Annotated in this window: 17 protein-coding genes and 2 riboswitches; of the genes, 4 read left to right on the top strand and 13 right to left on the bottom strand. The window is 42.0% G+C overall.

Features of this window, described 5'->3' with window-relative positions; translation table 11 throughout:
- Positions 1 to 38 precede the first annotated feature (38 nt).
- Positions 39 to 1,991: a TonB-dependent receptor plug domain-containing protein gene (locus ACTJKG_RS12190; protein ID WP_440739361.1), complete on the bottom strand. Its 1,953-nt coding sequence runs from the start codon at positions 1,989 to 1,991 to the stop codon at positions 39 to 41.
- A 125-nt stretch (positions 1,992 to 2,116) separates the two neighbouring features.
- A riboswitch (cobalamin riboswitch) is annotated at positions 2,117 to 2,317 on the bottom strand.
- A gap of 47 nt (positions 2,318 to 2,364) precedes the next feature.
- Between ACTJKG_RS12190 and ACTJKG_RS12185 the strand changes: the two genes are divergently transcribed.
- Positions 2,365 to 3,621 (top strand): serine hydrolase, encoded by a 1,257-nt coding sequence (locus ACTJKG_RS12185; RefSeq protein ID WP_440739360.1) that lies wholly within the window; start codon positions 2,365 to 2,367, stop codon positions 3,619 to 3,621.
- Between the two features lie 65 nt (positions 3,622 to 3,686).
- On the opposite strand, the gene rplT is transcribed toward ACTJKG_RS12185, so the two are convergent.
- The 9 genes from rplT to ACTJKG_RS12140 all read right to left on the bottom strand — a co-directional run bounded on the left by rplT (position 3,687) and on the right by ACTJKG_RS12140 (position 10,857).
- Positions 3,687 to 4,031: a 50S ribosomal protein L20 gene (rplT, locus tag ACTJKG_RS12180; protein ID WP_078346323.1), complete on the bottom strand. Its 345-nt coding sequence runs from the start codon at positions 4,029 to 4,031 to the stop codon at positions 3,687 to 3,689.
- 78 nt (positions 4,032 to 4,109) lie between these two features.
- Entirely contained in the window at positions 4,110 to 4,310 is a 201-nt protein-coding gene (gene rpmI / locus ACTJKG_RS12175; RefSeq protein WP_022829872.1) for a 50S ribosomal protein L35, read from the bottom strand.
- An 88-nt stretch (positions 4,311 to 4,398) separates the two neighbouring features.
- Entirely contained in the window at positions 4,399 to 4,965 is a 567-nt protein-coding gene (gene infC / locus ACTJKG_RS12170; protein ID WP_090470682.1) for a translation initiation factor IF-3, read from the bottom strand.
- 1 nt (position 4,966) lies between these two features.
- The gene (gene thrS / locus ACTJKG_RS12165; RefSeq protein ID WP_440739359.1) at positions 4,967 to 6,892 is read right to left on the bottom strand and encodes a threonine--tRNA ligase; all 1,926 of its coding nucleotides are present in this window, start codon (positions 6,890 to 6,892) and stop codon (positions 4,967 to 4,969) included.
- Positions 6,893 to 7,344: 452 nt separating this feature from the next.
- On the bottom strand, positions 7,345 to 7,875 hold the full coding sequence (locus ACTJKG_RS12160; protein WP_440739358.1) for a DinB family protein: 531 nt from the start codon (positions 7,873 to 7,875) through the stop codon (positions 7,345 to 7,347).
- Between the two features lie 7 nt (positions 7,876 to 7,882).
- Entirely contained in the window at positions 7,883 to 8,335 is a 453-nt protein-coding gene (locus ACTJKG_RS12155) for a cupin domain-containing protein (protein ID WP_440739357.1), read from the bottom strand.
- Between the two features lie 93 nt (positions 8,336 to 8,428).
- The gene (locus tag ACTJKG_RS12150) at positions 8,429 to 8,698 is read right to left on the bottom strand and encodes a barstar family protein (protein ID WP_440739356.1); all 270 of its coding nucleotides are present in this window, start codon (positions 8,696 to 8,698) and stop codon (positions 8,429 to 8,431) included.
- 96 nt (positions 8,699 to 8,794) lie between these two features.
- The gene (locus ACTJKG_RS12145) at positions 8,795 to 9,523 is read right to left on the bottom strand and encodes a (Fe-S)-binding protein (RefSeq protein WP_440739355.1); all 729 of its coding nucleotides are present in this window, start codon (positions 9,521 to 9,523) and stop codon (positions 8,795 to 8,797) included.
- Between the two features lie 11 nt (positions 9,524 to 9,534).
- A complete protein-coding gene (locus ACTJKG_RS12140) occupies positions 9,535 to 10,857 on the bottom strand; it encodes an MFS transporter (RefSeq protein WP_440739354.1) in 1,323 nt (440 codons plus the stop codon).
- A gap of 264 nt (positions 10,858 to 11,121) precedes the next feature.
- Here ACTJKG_RS12140 and ACTJKG_RS12135 point away from each other — a divergent pair, with 264 nt between their 5' ends.
- Positions 11,122 to 11,787, top strand: a complete 666-nt coding sequence (locus ACTJKG_RS12135; protein WP_440739353.1) for a hypothetical protein — start codon at positions 11,122 to 11,124, stop codon at positions 11,785 to 11,787.
- Between the two features lie 151 nt (positions 11,788 to 11,938).
- Here ACTJKG_RS12135 and ACTJKG_RS12130 read toward each other — a convergent pair whose 3' ends face one another.
- The 3 genes from ACTJKG_RS12130 to ACTJKG_RS12120 form a co-directional block, all read right to left on the bottom strand.
- Complete coding sequence (locus tag ACTJKG_RS12130; RefSeq protein ID WP_440739352.1) at positions 11,939 to 14,401, bottom strand: glutaminase domain-containing protein; 2,463 nt, start codon at positions 14,399 to 14,401, stop codon at positions 11,939 to 11,941.
- A 251-nt stretch (positions 14,402 to 14,652) separates the two neighbouring features.
- Complete coding sequence (locus ACTJKG_RS12125; RefSeq protein ID WP_253952142.1) at positions 14,653 to 15,135, bottom strand: DUF4268 domain-containing protein; 483 nt, start codon at positions 15,133 to 15,135, stop codon at positions 14,653 to 14,655.
- 212 nt (positions 15,136 to 15,347) lie between these two features.
- The gene (locus ACTJKG_RS12120; protein ID WP_172333339.1) at positions 15,348 to 15,869 is read right to left on the bottom strand and encodes a DinB family protein; all 522 of its coding nucleotides are present in this window, start codon (positions 15,867 to 15,869) and stop codon (positions 15,348 to 15,350) included.
- Positions 15,870 to 15,995: 126 nt separating this feature from the next.
- A riboswitch (TPP riboswitch) is annotated at positions 15,996 to 16,089 on the top strand.
- Positions 16,090 to 16,156: 67 nt separating this feature from the next.
- On the opposite strand from ACTJKG_RS12120, the gene thiS reads away from it, so the two are divergent.
- Both thiS and thiC read left to right on the top strand, forming a co-directional pair.
- On the top strand, positions 16,157 to 16,360 hold the full coding sequence (thiS, locus tag ACTJKG_RS12115; protein WP_172333338.1) for a sulfur carrier protein ThiS: 204 nt from the start codon (positions 16,157 to 16,159) through the stop codon (positions 16,358 to 16,360).
- Between the two features lie 174 nt (positions 16,361 to 16,534).
- Positions 16,535 to 18,418 carry a phosphomethylpyrimidine synthase ThiC gene (gene thiC, locus ACTJKG_RS12110; protein WP_440739351.1) on the top strand — a complete coding sequence of 628 codons (1,884 nt, stop codon included), beginning with the start codon at positions 16,535 to 16,537 and terminating at the stop codon, positions 18,416 to 18,418.
- The last annotated feature ends 63 nt before the right edge of the window (positions 18,419 to 18,481 follow it).

The following is an 18,481-nucleotide window of genomic DNA, read 5'->3' as shown; positions in this document are numbered from 1 at the left end:
AGGTAAAATTACTTATAAATGTACTAAATAAAAAGCTGCTAATTAAACTGGTATTTGGCCCCAAGCATGAAGTTGATACCCATGGTATTGTAACCCAACCAGTCGGTATATTTTTGATCCAGTAGATTATTCAGATCGCCAAATATGCGCAGGTTTTTGGTTGCCTTCAGCTCCAGGTGCAGATCGGCCAGGTGATAATGTTTTAGGGTAACTACTGTAGACGGATAGGTTGCAAAGTTTTGATCGGTACGGTTGCCGGTGTATTTATAATTCACGCCAAATGAAAAATCTTCAATAACCTGGTAGTTAAAATTAATGCCTAATGTGCTTTTTGGCCTGCGGTAAAGATTGGCCGTTTGTACACCCTTTTCATCGGTCAATTTACCGGTTACATAAGTATAATAGGCTGCAGCCGTTAATTTATCAGCGTGATAATTCAACTCGCTCTCAAAACCTTTATCCTTTTGAAACTGACCGTTTTGATAAAAAGATGCAAAGGGCGAAACAGACTGAGTAAAGAAATAGATCACATCCTTAGCATTCCGTTTATAGAAATGGGTATTGAATGTCAGTGCGTTTTTAACAATTTCCCAATCAAAACCAGCTTCATAGGAGGTAGTAGTTTCGGGCTTTAGTTTTATATTACCATATTGGGAATATAACTGATACAATGATGGCGATTTATAGGCTGATGCTATTGATCCGAAAATTTTAAATTGATCGGCCAGGAACAAAGACGGGTTAATGGTATAGGTAAAATTATCGCCATACGTGCTATGGTGATTGTATCGCCCACCCAGTTCCATGTGAAAAATATCAGCTTTAAAAAACAAAGAAGTATAAGCGCTGAATATATTATTATGAGCCAAATTATCGGCGATAGTACTGGCTCCGGGATGATAACCTGTTGATTCATATAAGCTATATTGGGTAGTGTTGCTATATTTAAAACTTACCCCACTGGTTATGTCAAAATATTTACCTAATTCTTGATTCAACACAACTTCGGCATTGGTAATACGCCCAATATTTTTAGTTATCTGGTGGGTAGAATCGTTGTCGGTAGGAAAGTTTTTAAAATTATTCCAAACTGTATTTTGCGATATATTGAAACGCAGCGACCCTTTTGGCAATATTAATTTAGCCCCTAAACCTCCAAACAAAAACGTATTGTTGTAAGTATAATTTTGATCGTCGGTAAATGCTCCGTAGGGTAAATTACCTGATGTATAGCTTGTTTGCAGGTTTCCATTCAGGCTGAAATTCCTGGAAACTGCCTGATTGATATTTACACTCGCCGAACGCTGATGAAAGCCATCTTTTTTAAAATTGCCTTTACCCGTTGTATCTGTTGCTGCCGCAAAACCTCTTGAATCGGAATTGGAAATATTTACAGCAACTCCCGTTTTGTTTACCGTTCCATTTAATGAAGCCGACTCTTTGAAGGTATTATAACTACCACCCATTAGCTGCAGGCTACTTTTAAGTCCTTGCCCGTTTCCTTTTTTGGTAATGATATTGATAACACCGGCCACAGCGTCTGAACCATACAAAGTTGATCCGCTTCCTTTTAAAATCTCGATATGATCTATCAGATCCAATGAAAAAGCGTTCAGGTCATAACTGCCGTCTATGGCTGCTGCATTGTTCACTGGGAAACCATCAATCAATATCAACGTGTTTCCTGTAGATGCTCCATACAGATAAATGGATGTAGCGATACCCGGCGCATTCTGGGCGCCCGAAAATGTAAGTCCCGGAACGGTATTTAGTAATTGGGGTAAGGTTTTCCCCTGTGAGCGATTAATCTGCTCGGCCGGGATCACGGTAACTACCCTGCCTATATCAGATAGTTTTTTTGGTGAGCGGGTAGCGGTAACCACTACATCATTAAGCAATCGCGTAGTATCCTGCGCTTGTGCTGTGGTTACCAGCAATGTAGCCTGCAATAATCCAATTCCTAAAATACCTTTAAAGTAAAGTTTGTCCATATAACCTGTTATAATTAAATAATGCTTGTTATCAACTTATACTATATCCAATATATGATCAGGGCAAATGAAAATACACTCAATGAAGGGCATTCACATTCAAGCTTCAATCCCCGAAAGCTATGAATACTATAAGTGCTTGGGCAGGTGTTCTGACTTGCTCCCCAAATTGCCCGGCCTTCCCATTCTTTTCAGAACAGTGGCCATAAGAGTGGGCAATGGTTAAAGAGCTTACAGCTGCGGGACAGTTACGGATTATTCACCGTATTCCCTTTTAATTCATTTACAGTAATAAACCGTATGAAACCTAAAGCGCAACAAAAGTAAGCTAAGTATGAGCAATCGCAAAGTAACAATCTGTATATTTATGATAATGAAACCGTACATTACATTTCTGTTGCTGGTAATCGCCATATCCAGCTTTGCTCAGCAACCTGATACTGTTTTCCTGAAAGAGCTTTTACAAAGTCATCCGGAGCTATTTAGTAAGATATTGAGCCATCCTACCCAAAATGAGGTACAAATATTGTATACGCAAATCGACCGAGATAAAAACAACACACCGCATTTTAAGTCATACAGTTATCGACTTAACGCTAAACATTATTTCTATCCTGCCAGTACAGTTAAACTACCAACAGCCATTTTCGCGCTGGAAAAACTTCACGAATTACATGTTAAAGGCTTAACCACAAGATCAACTATGATCACCGACAGCGCCTTTGCCAAACAGACTAGGGTAAAAACAGATACCTCATCGGCAAATGGGCTACCCAGTATAGAGAATTATATTAAAAAAATCTTATTGGTAAGTGATAACGACGCTTTCAATCGCTTGTATGAATTTGTTGGCCGTGAAGAGATCAATCGCAAACTAAAAAAATACCAGTTATATCATACCCGTATTGTGGGTCGGCTGGCCGTAGGCGATGCCGGAGAAAACACAAGACATACCAACCCCATTACTTTTTACGATGGAAACCAAGTGGTATACCGCAAAAAGGCATTATATGATAGCTTAAACTATCCGATGCGCCCGGATAATATGATTATGGGGAAAGCCTATCTGGACAGCAGCGACCGCCTCGTGAATAAATCCTTTAATTTGAGTGAAAAAAATGTGTATTCTATTGCCGATCAGCAGCTGGTATTAAAGAGACTCCTTTTTCCGCAATCATTTCCGACGAATCAGCGCTACAACCTCACATCTGCCGATTATGCTTTCATATACCGATATATGAGTACATTTCCTACAGAAAACATAAAACCAACCTATAACCGACCAGACTATTTCCCGGCATACTGCAAATTTTTATATTACGGTGGAGATAGTTCGGCGGTAATTGAACCCAATATCAGGATATTTAACAAAGTAGGCGACAGTTATGGATATGATATTGACAACGCCTACATTGTCGATTTTAAAAATCATGTTGAGTTCTTACTAACTGCGGTAGTGCAATCAAATGAGGATGGGGTTTATAACGATAATAAATATGAATACGCCACGATTTGCCTTCCATTCCTAAAAAATCTGGGGCGTGTTATTTATCAATATGAATTGAAAAGGCCTAAAAAACATCTGCCCAATTTAGCCCAATTCCAATTTAACTACTCACCTATAAAGTAACTTCATACTAAAACAAAAAGGCCTTCTGAATTAACAGAAGGCCTTTTTTATTAAGCTTGCGCTAATTATTTTACTGCATCAATCACGGCTTTGAAAGCATCTGGATGATTCATCGCTAAATCAGCCAATACTTTACGGTTTAAACCGATTTCTTTTGCTGCTAATTTACCTATTAACTGAGAGTAAGAAATTCCGTGCTGACGGGCACCTGCGTTAATACGCTGTATCCACAAAGCTCTGAACTCTCTTTTTTTGGTTTTGCGGTCACGATAAGCGTACTGTAAACCTTTTTCAACTGTGTTTTTTGCAATGGTGTAAACCTTGCTACGTGAACCCCAATAACCTTTGGCGAGGTTCATGATCCTTTTCCTGCGTCTTCTCGACGCTACTGCGTTAACTGAACGTGGCATCTTGTTTGATTTTGGTAGTGAGTGCCTGTTTTTATAACAGAACTTAAAACTCTAATACCTGGTTAAAAAATTTGTGAATTACTTTCCGATACAAAGCATACGTTTAACGTTACCCATGTCAGCATCAGAAACTAAGCTGGTGTGACCAAGGGCGCGCTTACGTTTTGTCGACATCTTGGTTAAGATGTGGCTTTTGTATGCGTTTTTTCTTGCGATTTTACCGGTTCCAGTAAGCTTAAAACGCTTTTTTGCACTGGAATTGGTTTTCATTTTTGGCATAACTCTATTTATTTGTTTTTAGATATTAACGTTTCTCAACGTTTTCCTTTATTTAATGGTACAACATCAACGTCGTACTTAAAAATTATTATTTTTTTACTGCTTTAGGAGCTAGAGTTAAAAACATCCTCTTTCCTTCAAGCTTTGGTAACTGCTCTACTTTACCGTTATCTTCCAACGCCTGTGCAAAACGAAGTAACAGGATTTCGCCCTGTTCTTTGTACACAATGGCACGGCCTTTAAAGTGTACGTAGGCTCTCACCTTTTCACCGGCTTCCAAAAACTTCATGGCATGCTTCAATTTAAATTCAAAGTCATGGTCATCGGTATTCGGTCCGAAACGGATCTCTTTAATAACCGTTTGCTTGGCATTGTTTTTTATCTCTTTTAGCTTCTTCTTTTGTTCATAAATGAACTTATTATAGTCCGTTACCTTACAAACCGGTGGGACAGCGTTTGGAGATATTTCAACCAGGTCGAGCTCTTGCTCCTGTGCAATTGCCAGCGCGTCTCTTAAAGAGTAAACTCCCTGCTCAACGTTATCGCCTACCAGACGAACTTCCTGAGCCCTGATGAATTGATTAATGTTGTGTTCAGCTTCTTTTTTCTTAAAAGGAAGCCTTGGTCCTCTATTGAAAGGTTTGTTTAATGCCAAGTTATACTTTTATTTCTTTAGTTATTTGTTCTTTAAAATCTTCTATGCTCATACTTCCCAAATCGCCCTGACCATGTTTCCTTACAGAAACCAAGCCTTCAGCCGCTTCTTTTTCACCTACAATCAACATATAAGGGATCTTTTTGACTTCAGCATCACGTATCTTACGCCCTATTTTCTCGTCTCTAAAATCAATCAGCCCGCAAATATCGGAATCTTTTAACACATCAGAAAGTTTTTTTGCATATTCCTCAAATTTTTCTGATATGGGCAAAATAATAAACTGCTCCGGCGACAGCCAAAGCGGGAAATTACCTGCGCAATGCTCAATCAACACCGCTATAAAACGCTCCAGGGAACCAAACGGCGCCCTATGGATCATTACCGGACGATGTTTTTGATTGTCACTGCCAGTATATTCCAGTTCAAAACGTTCAGGAAGATTATAATCAACCTGTATAGTACCCAGTTGCCATTTACGGCCCAGGGCATCTTTCACCATAAAATCAAGCTTAGGGCCATAAAAAGCGGCTTCGCCCAATTCCTGAACGGTGATCAAACCTTTTTCTTCAGCAGCTTCAATAATTGCAGATTCAGCCAAAGCCCAGTTTTCGTCAGTACCGATGTATTTACCCTTATTTTCAGGATCGCGAAGCGATACCTGCGCAGTATAGTTCTCAAAACCAAGGGCTTTGAATACATACAACACCAGATCAATCACTTTTTTAAACTCATCCTTTACCTGATCTGGGCGGCAAAACAAGTGCGCATCGTCCTGAGTAAAGCCACGTACACGGGTTAAACCATGCAGCTCGCCGCTTTGCTCGTACCGGTAAACAGTACCAAATTCCGCCAAACGTACCGGCAAATCTTTGTAAGAGCGCGGCTTGCTTTTGTATATTTCACAGTGGTGCGGGCAGTTCATTGGTTTTAAAAAGAACTCCTCTCCCTCCTGCGGTGTTTTTATCGGCTGAAATGAATCGGCGCCATATTTTTCGTAGTGACCTGATGTTACATACAGGTTTTTATGCCCAATGTGTGGTGTAATTACCTGCTCATACCCTGCCCTAACCTGCGCTTTTTGTAAAAAGCTGGTCAGTCGTTCACGTAATGCAGTGCCTTTGGGTAACCACAATGGCAAACCCATACCCACTTTTTCAGAGAAAGTGAACAATTCCAGTTCTTTACCCAGCTTGCGGTGATCGCGCTTTTTAGCTTCTTCGATCATGTGCAGGTAATCAGTTAACTCGCTGGCTTTGGGAAATGTAACCGCGTAAATGCGTGTAAGCTGTTTACGGGTTTCGTCACCGCGCCAGTAAGCACCGGCCACGCTCATCAGTTTAACAGCCTTAATAAAGCCTGTATTAGGGATGTGCGGCCCACGGCATAAGTCGGTAAAATTACCTTGTGTATAAAAAGTGATCGAACCATCGGCCAGATCCTTGATCAGATCAAGCTTGTATTCGTCGCCTTTTTCGGTAAAATATTCAATCGCATCGGCTTTGCTCACCGGTTTGCGGATATATTCTTCTTTGGTTTTGGCCAACTCAATGATCTTATCTTCAATCTGTTTAAACTCATCAGACGAGAATTCACGATCACCAAAGTCAACATCATAATAGAAACCGGTTTCAATAGCCGGACCGATACCAAATTTGGTACCCGGATACAGGGCTTCCAGGGCTTCGGCCATTAAGTGGGCCGATGAATGCCAGAAAGTTGATTTACCCGAAGCATCATTCCAGGTTAATAATTTAACGTGCGCGTCCTGTTCAATGGGGCGGCTGGCATCCCAAACCAGGCCATCAACTTCGGCGGCTAATACGTTACGTGCTAATCCCTCGGAGATCGACTGGGCGATCTGTGCGGAAGTAATCCCCTTGTCATACTGACGAACGGATCCATCAGGAAGTGTAATACTAATCATCTACAACTATGATTTAAATTTTTATAAAATTACGTTTGCTGATCACCTACAAAGTGATCTTTATTTTTGTGGCGCTAATTTAGGATTTTATTTTGATTTAGATTTTCTAAATCCCTATACCCTTTCCAAAAACTTTTTAAACCTTAAATTTTAACAATTTTCTGATCGAAAACGGAGTAAAAACGGCTGAAAATTGATTCAAAACCATCAATTTTAACACTTTTTAACAAATCTGAACACTGTTTTGTTATGCTTTTAAAACTTTAAAAAGTATTAAATATTTAATTTTCAAATAACTATATGCAAAACAGACAATTTTTGATCATGTCTTGGTCTTAACTAAACAGCCCACTGCTCTTAGAAAAAGAGCAGCGGGCTGTTATAATATAAAGATACGAAATCCGGAGCAGACCGGCAAATCCGGGCCCCCCAGGGCATAACACATGTTGATTTTAGCTCAGGTATTTTTCTTTAATAATATTAATATGATGCAGCTCGTGCCCGGCAATATGATAGGCAAGGGCCCTTACCGTAGCGTCATTGGCGGTGCCGGTGCCATGTCCCATCCTGCCGAAAGCATTATCGGGAAGGCCATTAAATAAAGTTATGGTTGCCCGCCTTACGGCCTCATACTCTTCAAAAATATTATCGAGCGAACGGCTGTAGGCTTCCGAATAAATCGCGTAGCTATCCTGATCAAAACCAATGAGGTTATTTTTTTCGTTACGGGCGAAGCGCAGTGCACGATAGGCAAAAATGCGTTCGTCGTCAATAATATGTACCAATGTTTCTTTTATACTCCATTTACCAGGCGCATAGCGATGATACAAGACCTCTTCGGGCAAGGAATAGATCAACCGCTTCACCATATCAAAATTATCCTGCAGATGCTTTAATATCAAGCCATCTGTAGGCAATAATTTCATGTACATGATGGCGTAGGGCGGATATTCGCTTGGCTGAGGTGGTAATATTATTCTCATCAAACGTTTATTTTCCGGTTTTTTCCGGCATCATTTTTATCAACTCCGTCTCGCCATTAAGCAGGTAATAGGCAACAAATTTAAGCGGCTCGGTATCGGATTGATTATCAAAATGCTCAATTGTCGTATTAGCCGGTTCATAAAATGCATCGCCGGCATGTAAAATTCGGGCCCTTTGCCCATCAGCCTCAAACAATACCGTTCCGGAAGCAATGTAGCCCATTACCGGTATAGGATGCTGGTGCCTGCCCGTTTTTTGCTTTGGTTTAAATGTAATTTCGCGCACATCAACACTCGAAACACTACGAACAGGAAACTCCGCCATGAATATTCTTTTGCGGATGATGCTATCTTTTAAAGTAACATAACCTGCGGTGGTTTTTAAAGGGCTTAAATTAGCTGCATTTACCGCACCGGCAAATGCAAGGCTGATCATCATAATTACAACTAAGTTTTTCATGTAGTTATGACTATTTAAACCCGAAATTGTTTCAAAGTGATTTAGAGAATCACAGATCCTCTTGGAGAGAATTTGAGGGAACAGAAAATATCATTAAACATATTGGATACTAAAACCATCGATCTCCCTCTCTACCGAGAATAGAACATCCGCAATTCTGTCAAATTCATCCCCTAAATTTGCTTTACTTATATCAGCATAGCTCCAGATTAATATAACAGGGAGGTCTATCCAGCTTGTCAGACAGTCCCAAAGAGCGTCCAAATTTTCACCATAGTATTCCGGAAATTTTAACTTTTCTTTAATTTCCACATGAAAATCATCTATGGTTTTTATTCGTTCGCCGTCAATAACTATTTCCATGAATTTTTAAAGTAATTCTTAATTCAAACATTCCACTATTGACCTTATTCGTCAAATAAAATTCGAAATCTCAGCTCCCAATTCCGAAATCAAAACCTACACATTCCCCCAGCCCAATGCCAGTACATCGGCCAGGTGCATGGTTTGTATCGGGATACTGTTTTTATCGATATAGCTTTGCAGATGTAGCAAACAGGAGGCATCGGTGGAGATAATGTATTCTGCTCCTGCGGCCAGCGCGTTATCCACCTTCTGTTGGGCCATGGCGGTGGAGATGCCATCAAACTTAACGGCAAAGGTGCCTCCAAAACCGCAGCAGGTTTCGTTATCTTTCAGGTCGAGCAGTTCCAGGCCCAATACTTTGGAGAGCAGCTGGCGGGGCTCGTCCTTGATCTTGCATTCACGCAAGCCTGCACAGCTGTCGTGATAAACAGCTTTGCCGTCAAGCTCGGCGCCAAAATAATCAAACTGGAGGATGTTCACCAGAAAATCCGATAACTCATAGATATTGCCCTGTACAGCCCTGCATTTATTGTGTACAGCGGTATTGGTGAACAGATCATTATAGTAATTTTTCACCATGCCGGTGCAGGAAGCGGACGGCGTTACGATGACGCTATCGTCGGAGAAATCACTCAGGAATTTGCTACCCACGGCTTTGGCCTCGTCCCAGAAACCGGCGTTAAAAGCAGGTTGTCCGCAGCAGGTTTGGTTTGGATTAAAGCTCACTTTACAGCCAGCCTTTTCCAATACTTTTACGGTATTAAAAGCGGTATCAGGAAACAGCTGATCAATAAAACAGGGTACAAATAACTCAATCTTCATCTCTTACACAATTACACGGCGCTTAGCTCCGTATTTTTCTTTAGCTTATTTTCTGCTGCCAGCAAAGAAAACAATAATATTAAACCTATTATAAAAAAGATGGCCAATACCAGTACCGAATTGCGCGGACTGCCGGTAAGCTCTTCAAAAAAACCAAAGCTGAATACTCCGCCCACTATCGCCAGCTTTTCGGTAACGTCATAAAAACTGAAGAACGATGCAGTGTCCGTAATGTTTTCGGGTAAATATTTAGAATAGGTTGAGCGCGACATGGACTGGATGCCGCCCATCACCAGGCCTACTACTGCGGCTACTACATAAAACTCTGTGGCCGTTTTAGTTAAATAAGCGGCAGCACACACCCCTATCCAGATGATCACTACGGCAATGAGCACTCGTACGTTGCCATATTTGCCCGATAAGCGCGACATAAGTGTTGCCCCACCAATAGCCACCAGTTGAATAATTAAAATGGTGGTAATGAGCGCCGATGTAGGCATGTGCAGTTCCTTGGCTGCAAAACCTGTGGCTACCAGCATAATGGTTTGTACGCCCATGGAGTAAAAGAAAAACGCCGGGAGATACCTTTTAAGCAAAGGCATGGTTTTTACTTTTTTCCAAACTTTGCCCAACTCTATAAAGCCTCCTTTAATGATGTTATGGTCATGACTTACAGCATTAGGACTTCCTTTAGGCAGTACAATGAAAGGGATCAGGGCGAAGCTTATCCACCAGATACCTACCAGCAAAAATGATAAACGGGCAGGGAATGTTTTATCCACAATGCCAAACAGCTCGGGCTTCAGCACAAACACAAAACAAATAAGCTGCAGCAGCACGCTGCCGATATAGCCATAAGTAAAACCTTTAGCGCTCACCTTGTCCTGCATATCTACAGTAGCAATTTCGGGCAGGTAAGAGTTATAAAATACAAAACCACCGCTGTAGCCTATAGCAGCCAGCGCGAAGGCGATGATCCCCAGTTCAATATGATTCGCGTCGAAAAAATAGAGTACGCAGCATGCCAAGGCTCCAATGGCTGTAAAAAACTGCATGAATACCTTTTTATTTCCCTTATAATCGGCAATGGAGGATAGTATGGGCAACAGGAAAACAATGATGAGATAAGCGACCGACAAGGCATAATCAGACAAGGCTGTATTTATAAAGGTTTTGCCGAAAAACTGCACCTTACCCCCATTGGTTTTAGTAGTGGTAATAGCTACATAATAAGCCGGAAAAATGGTAGAGGTGATAACCAGGTTGTATGCGGAGTTGGCCCAATCAAAAAAGGCCCAGGCCCTGATGGTTTTTTTATTGTTTTTGGTTTCCATTGAACAATAAAAGTATACAAATTTTGGTATTTGCAAAACCACTGCTGGATATATAGCTCAATTAAGATGCTTAAAATTATGCGTGCATCTGGCAATACTGGTTTAATTTTTGAGAGAGTAAGAAATTTTGATAATTTAAGTAAGGGATGTAGCCAATAAAAATATAAAATGCATCTTTTACAAGCCAGGTTATATAAAACAATTATAGCGGCGACTCGGGAAGGATAATATTTTAATGGAGGATTTGTCAAAACTAATCATCACATGAAGCAAACCGGCAAAACAGAAACAACAACTCAAGACCTAATTCATCATCATGACGCCAAAGCGCTGCTTTTAGATGCCAACAACGCGCATGGCGGCAGGAAACTTGACACGATCAAAACACTGCGCTATACGGCTACTATTATGGGTGTAAAAGCAGTATCTTATGTTGATATTCAGGATAATAAAATACGGATAGAGCTTTGGGAAAACGAAAAGGTTATTTCGACCGAGCAGGAAGAAAATGGCATTGGCTGGCAATGGCTCAACGGCAAAAAAGCAGATATGCCCCCTGCCCGGATAGCCGAAATGAAAAGCACATTTTACTCGGGTTTACTTGGGCTGCGCAAACCAGCCATCAACCAGATGCAGGTGCTGCATATGCAAAAACTCAAAAACAATACTTATTCGGTTCAGTGCAAACTGGATGGTAATGATTATATTTTTGCCATCAACAACCAAAACCAACTGGTAGCCGAGGCCAATAAAACATTCGGTCGGACATCGGTATCCGCATTATCAGATCTGCGCCCGGTACAGGGAATTATGATACCCTTTCATGAAGTAGTAACCTCGGGTATAAAGAAATTGGTTATACAATATGATAGTTTTGAGATTAACCCTGTGTTTAATGCTGATACGTGGGCTGTACCGGCGGGAATGTAGGGAGGTATAAAAAAAACATGTCATTGCTGTAAGGAACGACGAAGCAATCTCCTCGCAGGTATGAATAAACGCGAAGAGATTGCCACGCTGCGCTTGCAATGACATGCTTTTTTATTTAAAGCCCTCCCTTTCGGGGAGGGTTTGGGTGGGGTTATTTACCGTTCCACTTTTGTTGTAAAAGCTTGATATAATATCCACCCACCACACTACGCGCCTGGAAACCTACCTGTTTCCCGTTGGTAGTTTCGTGCCAGTCGCTTAGTGGCACACGAGTTGGGGTTTCCATAGCGTATTTATAAACCGGGTTAACCAATGCCTCAAAATCGGCCCTGTTTTTGGCTAAAGTAGCTGTCCAGATGATCCAATCACTTTTGGTATAGGTTTTACGGCTATCCAGCGGTATACCATATTGGTTTTGTTTGGTCAGATAAAACTTTATTTCGCGGTCATAAACCGATTGCGGGAACAGGTTTAAGCCCAGTATCTTATCCCAAATGATATTATACTTCTGGCTCCAGGTATCTTTTTTGTCAAACACCAGCGAATAATGATCTCCGGCATCGGCCATTTTCATCCATTTGGAAACCATATCCTTAGCCATGGCATTGTATTTTGCAGCCACATCTTTTTGACCAAGCAGGCCAGCCAGGTGAGCATAACAGCCCACACCCACAATAGCCTTAGCCGATAGATTGGCATTACGCGCCAGGTGACCCGCAAAATCATCGGTACAAAGCTGGTTGGCAGGATCCAGGCCTTCTTTAGCTAAGTAATTTGTCCAGGTGGTTAAAGTTTTCCAGTGTTTTTTGGCATAGGCCGGGTTGTTGCCGTTGGCACGTACTATAGCCGCAGTTAAAGCCAGCATATTACCCGATTCTTCAACCGGCATGCCCTCACCATAGGTTTGTCCGTTGGCTAATGGATAAGTACCCAGGTCATGCGCAGCGAAATCATGCGCGAATTTACCCGTCTCACTAAAGTAGAAGATACCATTCAGCATACCTTCCATCAACTTAGGATTGTAAAGCAGGAATAAAGGTGCCGATGGGTATGTTACGTCGACCGTATTGATAGAGCCATTACTAAAATTCTCTTTCGACAGGAATAAGATCTCACCCTGCGGACTTTTCACCAGGATGTGAGCAGCAATACTTTGCCTGTAAGCCAACACACATAATTTAGCATAAGGTGTGCCACCCGCATTTTGGGCATCTTTATACATAGAAGTATTAAACGCGGTACATTTTTGCAGCACTGCCGGATACTCCGCGGCAGCTTTGGCTAATACCTGCTCTATGGTTTTGGTTTGCGCGTTTTGCCACCATGGCTTTAAATTGGTATGAAAATATTGTACGGGAGTGATATCATCATAGCCCAATTCTACAAATTTAGCTACCGCTGCTTTGCCCACCTTACCAAAAGGGATCACGGTATTTAAAACCAGGTTGGTTCCCTCCTTTACCGTTGATTTACTGCCTCCACTAAAAAATGAATCGACAGCTTGCTTACCGGTGCTTACGTATTGCTGTACGTTGGCAGATTTTGGTGCAGCTACATACATATACCCCCAGTCGATACGCAGGTCATCACCTTTCTTTTGCAATACCGGTTGTTCTACAGTACCCGCTTTTAAAACAGATAACGTGCCCGATGTGTACTGTTGCGTAGTTACCGGTTGCTGTGGTGTGTTACGCGCGATATCTGCCGATGCACCGAAATAAACTTTTATATCATGTGCGGCACCATCATTTGATTTTACTTTATAGCTGATATAAGATACCGGGCGCGACAACAGGTTCAGGTCACTCATCAATAAAGGTGAAGTAAATGTAACCTGCAGATCGGCCTTACCGCATTTAAAATTATAAATGGTTTGGGTGGCATTTAAGGTTACGCTGGTTTGTTTGGCCAGTTCAAGAGCGGCATGACCCGTTGGTTTTAACTCATCGGCCAAACCGGCATCAAGCCAGGCGCCACCGCCTGTGTTGGTACAATGTAATGCCAGCACATTTTCACCTTTTTTCAAGGAACTTATGGCGGCATCGTTCAATGCAAAATATTGCAGATCGCCATTGGCACCACCTTGTTCGCTTACTTTTTTTCCATTGATATAAACCTCTGCTTCATCATCATGGTGCAGTCTTAACCAAAGCTTATTAAAGTTAAGATCATTCAGGGTAAAAGTACGGCGTACCCAGATTTCCCGGCCTGTCCATAAAGTTTTGGCAGCCTGTTTATCATTACTGAAAGGTGCCGTGCCTGTTTTCCAACCGCTATCCTCAAATTTGGCAGACGCCCAGTCTTTGGAAGGTTCTGCCTCCGTATACTTACAGGTATAGGGCTTTTCGTCGGCCGCAGCCAGTACAGTTTTGTACTCCACGGGTTCCTTACCCATAAAACGGTAAACAGCACCGTCAACCTTGATCAGGCCCAGCAGCGATTGATCTTTACCGGTCCAGTGATGGGTGGTAGATTCATTCAGGTTATCGGTGAACGACCAAATACTGAAATAAGGATTGTGTGTAATGAGCGGATAAGCAGGCGCTTTGGTAGCCTGTGCCCTGGCCAAAAAGCCTGCTAACATAAGGCAAGCAACTAATGGGAACCTTTTCATGTTTTTATAAATGGTTTATACAATATGGATTTATAGAGCCGTAAATATTTGCATTTTCCGGCTTAAAACAGATATACCACTACAAAAAGCGTTAAATTGACGATTAATTGAGACGATATGTAGAAGATGTGCAGATGTGCGAATGTCCAGATGAGATTGAATATGTAAATGCACCAGATCAAGAAATCAAATCATTAATCATTACCTTCATTTGCACATCCGGCCTTATTTGCATATTTGCACATCTTGTATTACTTAAATAGTTCAAAACTATATTGGGCTACGCTCCAGAATTCGTCAAGCGCTATGATGCGGGGTTTAAAAAAGGATATCAAATTTGGCCAGTCGTTACGGTTAAAGATGCTTGCTGATGGTAACGTTTTGATGATGCGGCTTACCAGTTTATTGTTTTCGTCGCGCGTATGCAGCTCCCAGTCCCACTCTTCATTAACATTAGCATCAAATACTGTTTTTAGCTCTTTGAATTGCTCAAACATCAGTTCCTGCATCCCGGCGTCGGGATGAGAAATTTCGATAGCAATGTAGGCCTGACGATTACCGGTTTGCATTTTAAAGTTAAGGTATTTGATGCCTGTTTTGTAGTTGATCCAGTTAATTCTTAAACCATCGGCCGAAAGTTGCGGCGCTATGTATTGCCCAAATGCGGTCCAAAAAGCCTGTCTGATCTGTGATGCCTCGTCTTTTGAATACAATTTTTTATTGATTTTTACCAAAGCGTCAAAATTAACAAAAAATTGACTGACGCGTTAAAGGATAGGCAGGATATAGAGATATAGCCGTATAAGAATATGGATCATCATTTTGATAATCTCTGGGTACTGGTTCATGCTCATAACCAAAATTCAACTGTGAATACGAAATAGGTTTTACTTTAAAATAATCACAAGCAGCCTCAACCAGGCTGCTTGTGATTAGAAGGACTGGCTTAAAACCTGTCCCAAAATGCAGGTGGCTCGATACCCAAACTACGCAAAAAAACGTATCCCTGAGCCCTGTGATGGATCTCGTTGTCTACAACATACTGTATCGTATTGATATTTTTATTTTCATAAGCACCAAAAGCTACTTCCACTTCCTGAAAACGCTCGGGTGAAATTTGTGGCCAGTATTCGTTCAATTCCTGGGTGATCTGATCCCAGCGTTGCAAGATGGACGCTTTACTTTCAACCGCTACTTTTTCTGTGGCATGATCAAGCGTTTCGGCCGATCTCCATGTACCAGTCACTACACCTTCAACACCATATTGTGACAGATCCATAATTTCAACAGCCATTACACCAAATGAACGCATCCCTCCTATCGAATAACCAAATAATTTATCTTCCGGAAAAGCCTCAATGACTTTTCTGGTTAGGCCGCGGTGTCCTTGCCAATTATTTAAAAAAGTTTCAGGTGAAATGAACTGGGCAGTTGAATTTTCTACTTGTGGGATTGCATTTGTTTCCATGGTTTCTTTTGTTTTGATTTTGTATTACAAAGAAACCTATGGTTAGTGACAGCCTTATGTCAGTAGGATTCAAAGAATTTAAAAAAGTTGAAAATTCTTTGAATTATCTATTTTTTTATAAGTTTACCGCAACTTTAGGGGTGTCCTTTAATGGACTGAGATAATACCCTTTGAACCTGATGCAGTTAGTACTGCCGAAGGGAAAAGTGACGATAACCCTATGTGGTTATTTTTTCTTTCCTCCATGTAAACGGGGCCATTCCTAAAGTCGAAATTTTAGATGCAGAATGGAAATCACCGTAAATCAACAAACTTACCAGGTTACCGATGTGTGCAATGTACAGCAAATGCTGGCTATTGTATTTGATGCCCAGCCAAAAGGCATTGCCGTAGCCATTAATCAGGTCATTATTCCGCGATCCAACTGGGCAGATCAACAGGTCAGCCACCAAGATCAAATCGTCATCATCAAAGCAACCCAGGGAGGGTGATGTTAGATGTGCAAATATGCGGATGTGCAAATGAGTTTCCCTTCATAGAACGCACTAATTCAATAATTCAATAATTATGATGTGCAAATGAATCCCCCCTTCAAAAAATCAATAAATCAATAATTAGCTCCAATCACTAATTCACTAAATCAATAATTCAATAATTGTATAAGTATGAAGCAAGAAAAAATTCCAACCGGCCAGGTATTAACTACCGAGCCTTTCCCGGCCTCCAGAAAAGTTTTTGTGCAGGGACAGCTGCATGATATACAAGTAGCCATGCGCGAGATTAGTTTAAGCGATACTAAACTGCATGGTCGCTTTGGCGAAACAGAACCCAATGCCCCCGTTACCGTTTATGATACCAGCGGCCCCTATACCGATATAAACGCCACTATCGACGTAAAAAAAGGGCTCCCCCGCCTACGTGAGCAATGGATCACGAACCGGAATGATGTGGAACAACTCAATGGCATCTCCTCCCAATATGGGCAACAGCGTTTAAACGATCAAAGCCTGGATGAGTTACGTTTTGCGCACGTAAGTAAGCCTTTAAGAGCTAAACCGGGTATGAACGTATCGCAGATGCACTACGCAAAAAAAGGTATTATTACCCCCGAAATGGAATACATCGCGATTCGCGAAAATCAGTGCATCGACCTGTTAAAAGAGCAATTGAATGGGCAATACGAGGTGATGAGTCATCAGCACCCCGGTCATAGTTTTGGTGCAAATACACCAAAAGGGTACATAACGCCAGAGTTTGTTCGCTCGGAAGTTGCCGCAGGCCGTGCGGTGATCCCCTCCAATATTAACCATCCCGAAATTGAGCCGATGATCATCGGTCGTAATTTTTTGGTGAAGATCAACGCCAATATCGGCAACTCGGCGGTTACTTCCAGTATTGAAGAAGAAGTAGAAAAAGCGGTATGGGCCTGTCGTTGGGGAGCTGATACTATTATGGATTTATCAACCGGGAAAAACATTCATGAAACCCGCGAATGGATCATCCGCAATTCGCCGGTGCCTATTGGTACCGTTCCCATTTACCAGGCTTTGGAAAAAGTAAACGGTAAAGCCGAGGACCTAACCTGGGAGCTATTCCGCGACACACTGATTGAGCAGGCAGAGCAAGGAGTGGATTATTTTACTATCCATGCTGGTGTACTATTGCGCTATGTGCCGCTTACCGCCAAACGCATTACCGGTATTGTATCGCGTGGTGGCTCTATTATGGCCAAATGGTGCCTGGCCCATCACAAAGAAAACTTCCTGTACACCCATTTTGAAGAGATCTGCGAGATCATGAAAGCTTATGATGTGGCCTTCTCTTTAGGTGATGGTTTACGACCAGGCTGTATTGCCGATGCGAATGATGCAGCACAATTTGGCGAACTGGAAACACTGGGCGAGTTAACCAAAATTGCCTGGAAACACGATGTGCAAACCATTATTGAAGGCCCGGGCCATATCCCCATGCACATGATCAAGGAAAACATGGACAAACAACTGGCTCATTGCGGTGAAGCGCCATTCTATACATTAGGTCCGCTTACTACCGATATTGCTCCTGGCTATGACCATATTACCTCGGCCATCGGCGCCGCCATGATCGGTTGGTTTGGTACAGCGATGCTTTGTTATGTTACACCGAAGGAGCATTTGGGCTTACCCAATAAAAAAGACGTAAAAGATGGGGTAATTACCTATAAAATAGCCGCTCATGCGGCAGATCTGGCTAAAGGACACCCCGGTGCGCAATATCGTGATAATGCTTTGAGTAAGGCCCGTTTTGAGTTTAGATGGGAGGATCAGTTTAACCTTTCGCTCGATCCGGATACCGCCAGGGAATTTCATGATGAAACCCTGCCTGCCGACGGTGCCAAGATAGCCCATTTCTGTTCCATGTGCGGCCCTAACTTCTGCTCCATGAAAATCACCCAGGATGTACGGGAATACGCCAAAGAAAATGGTGTGGACGAAGCTGCTGCACTGGCAAAGGGGATGGAGCAAAAATCAAAGGAGTTTGCAGAGAAAGGGAGCGAGATATACCTGTAATAAAATCTGGTACAAGAGCCAGGTTGTCATGCTGAGCCTGTCGAAGCATGGTGAGTAGGCCCC

Origin of the sequence: Mucilaginibacter sp. 22184, from assembly GCF_052045695.1 — a bacterium.
Taxonomy (GTDB): domain Bacteria; phylum Bacteroidota; class Bacteroidia; order Sphingobacteriales; family Sphingobacteriaceae; genus Mucilaginibacter.
This window is presented reverse-complemented; position numbering and strand designations above follow the sequence as displayed.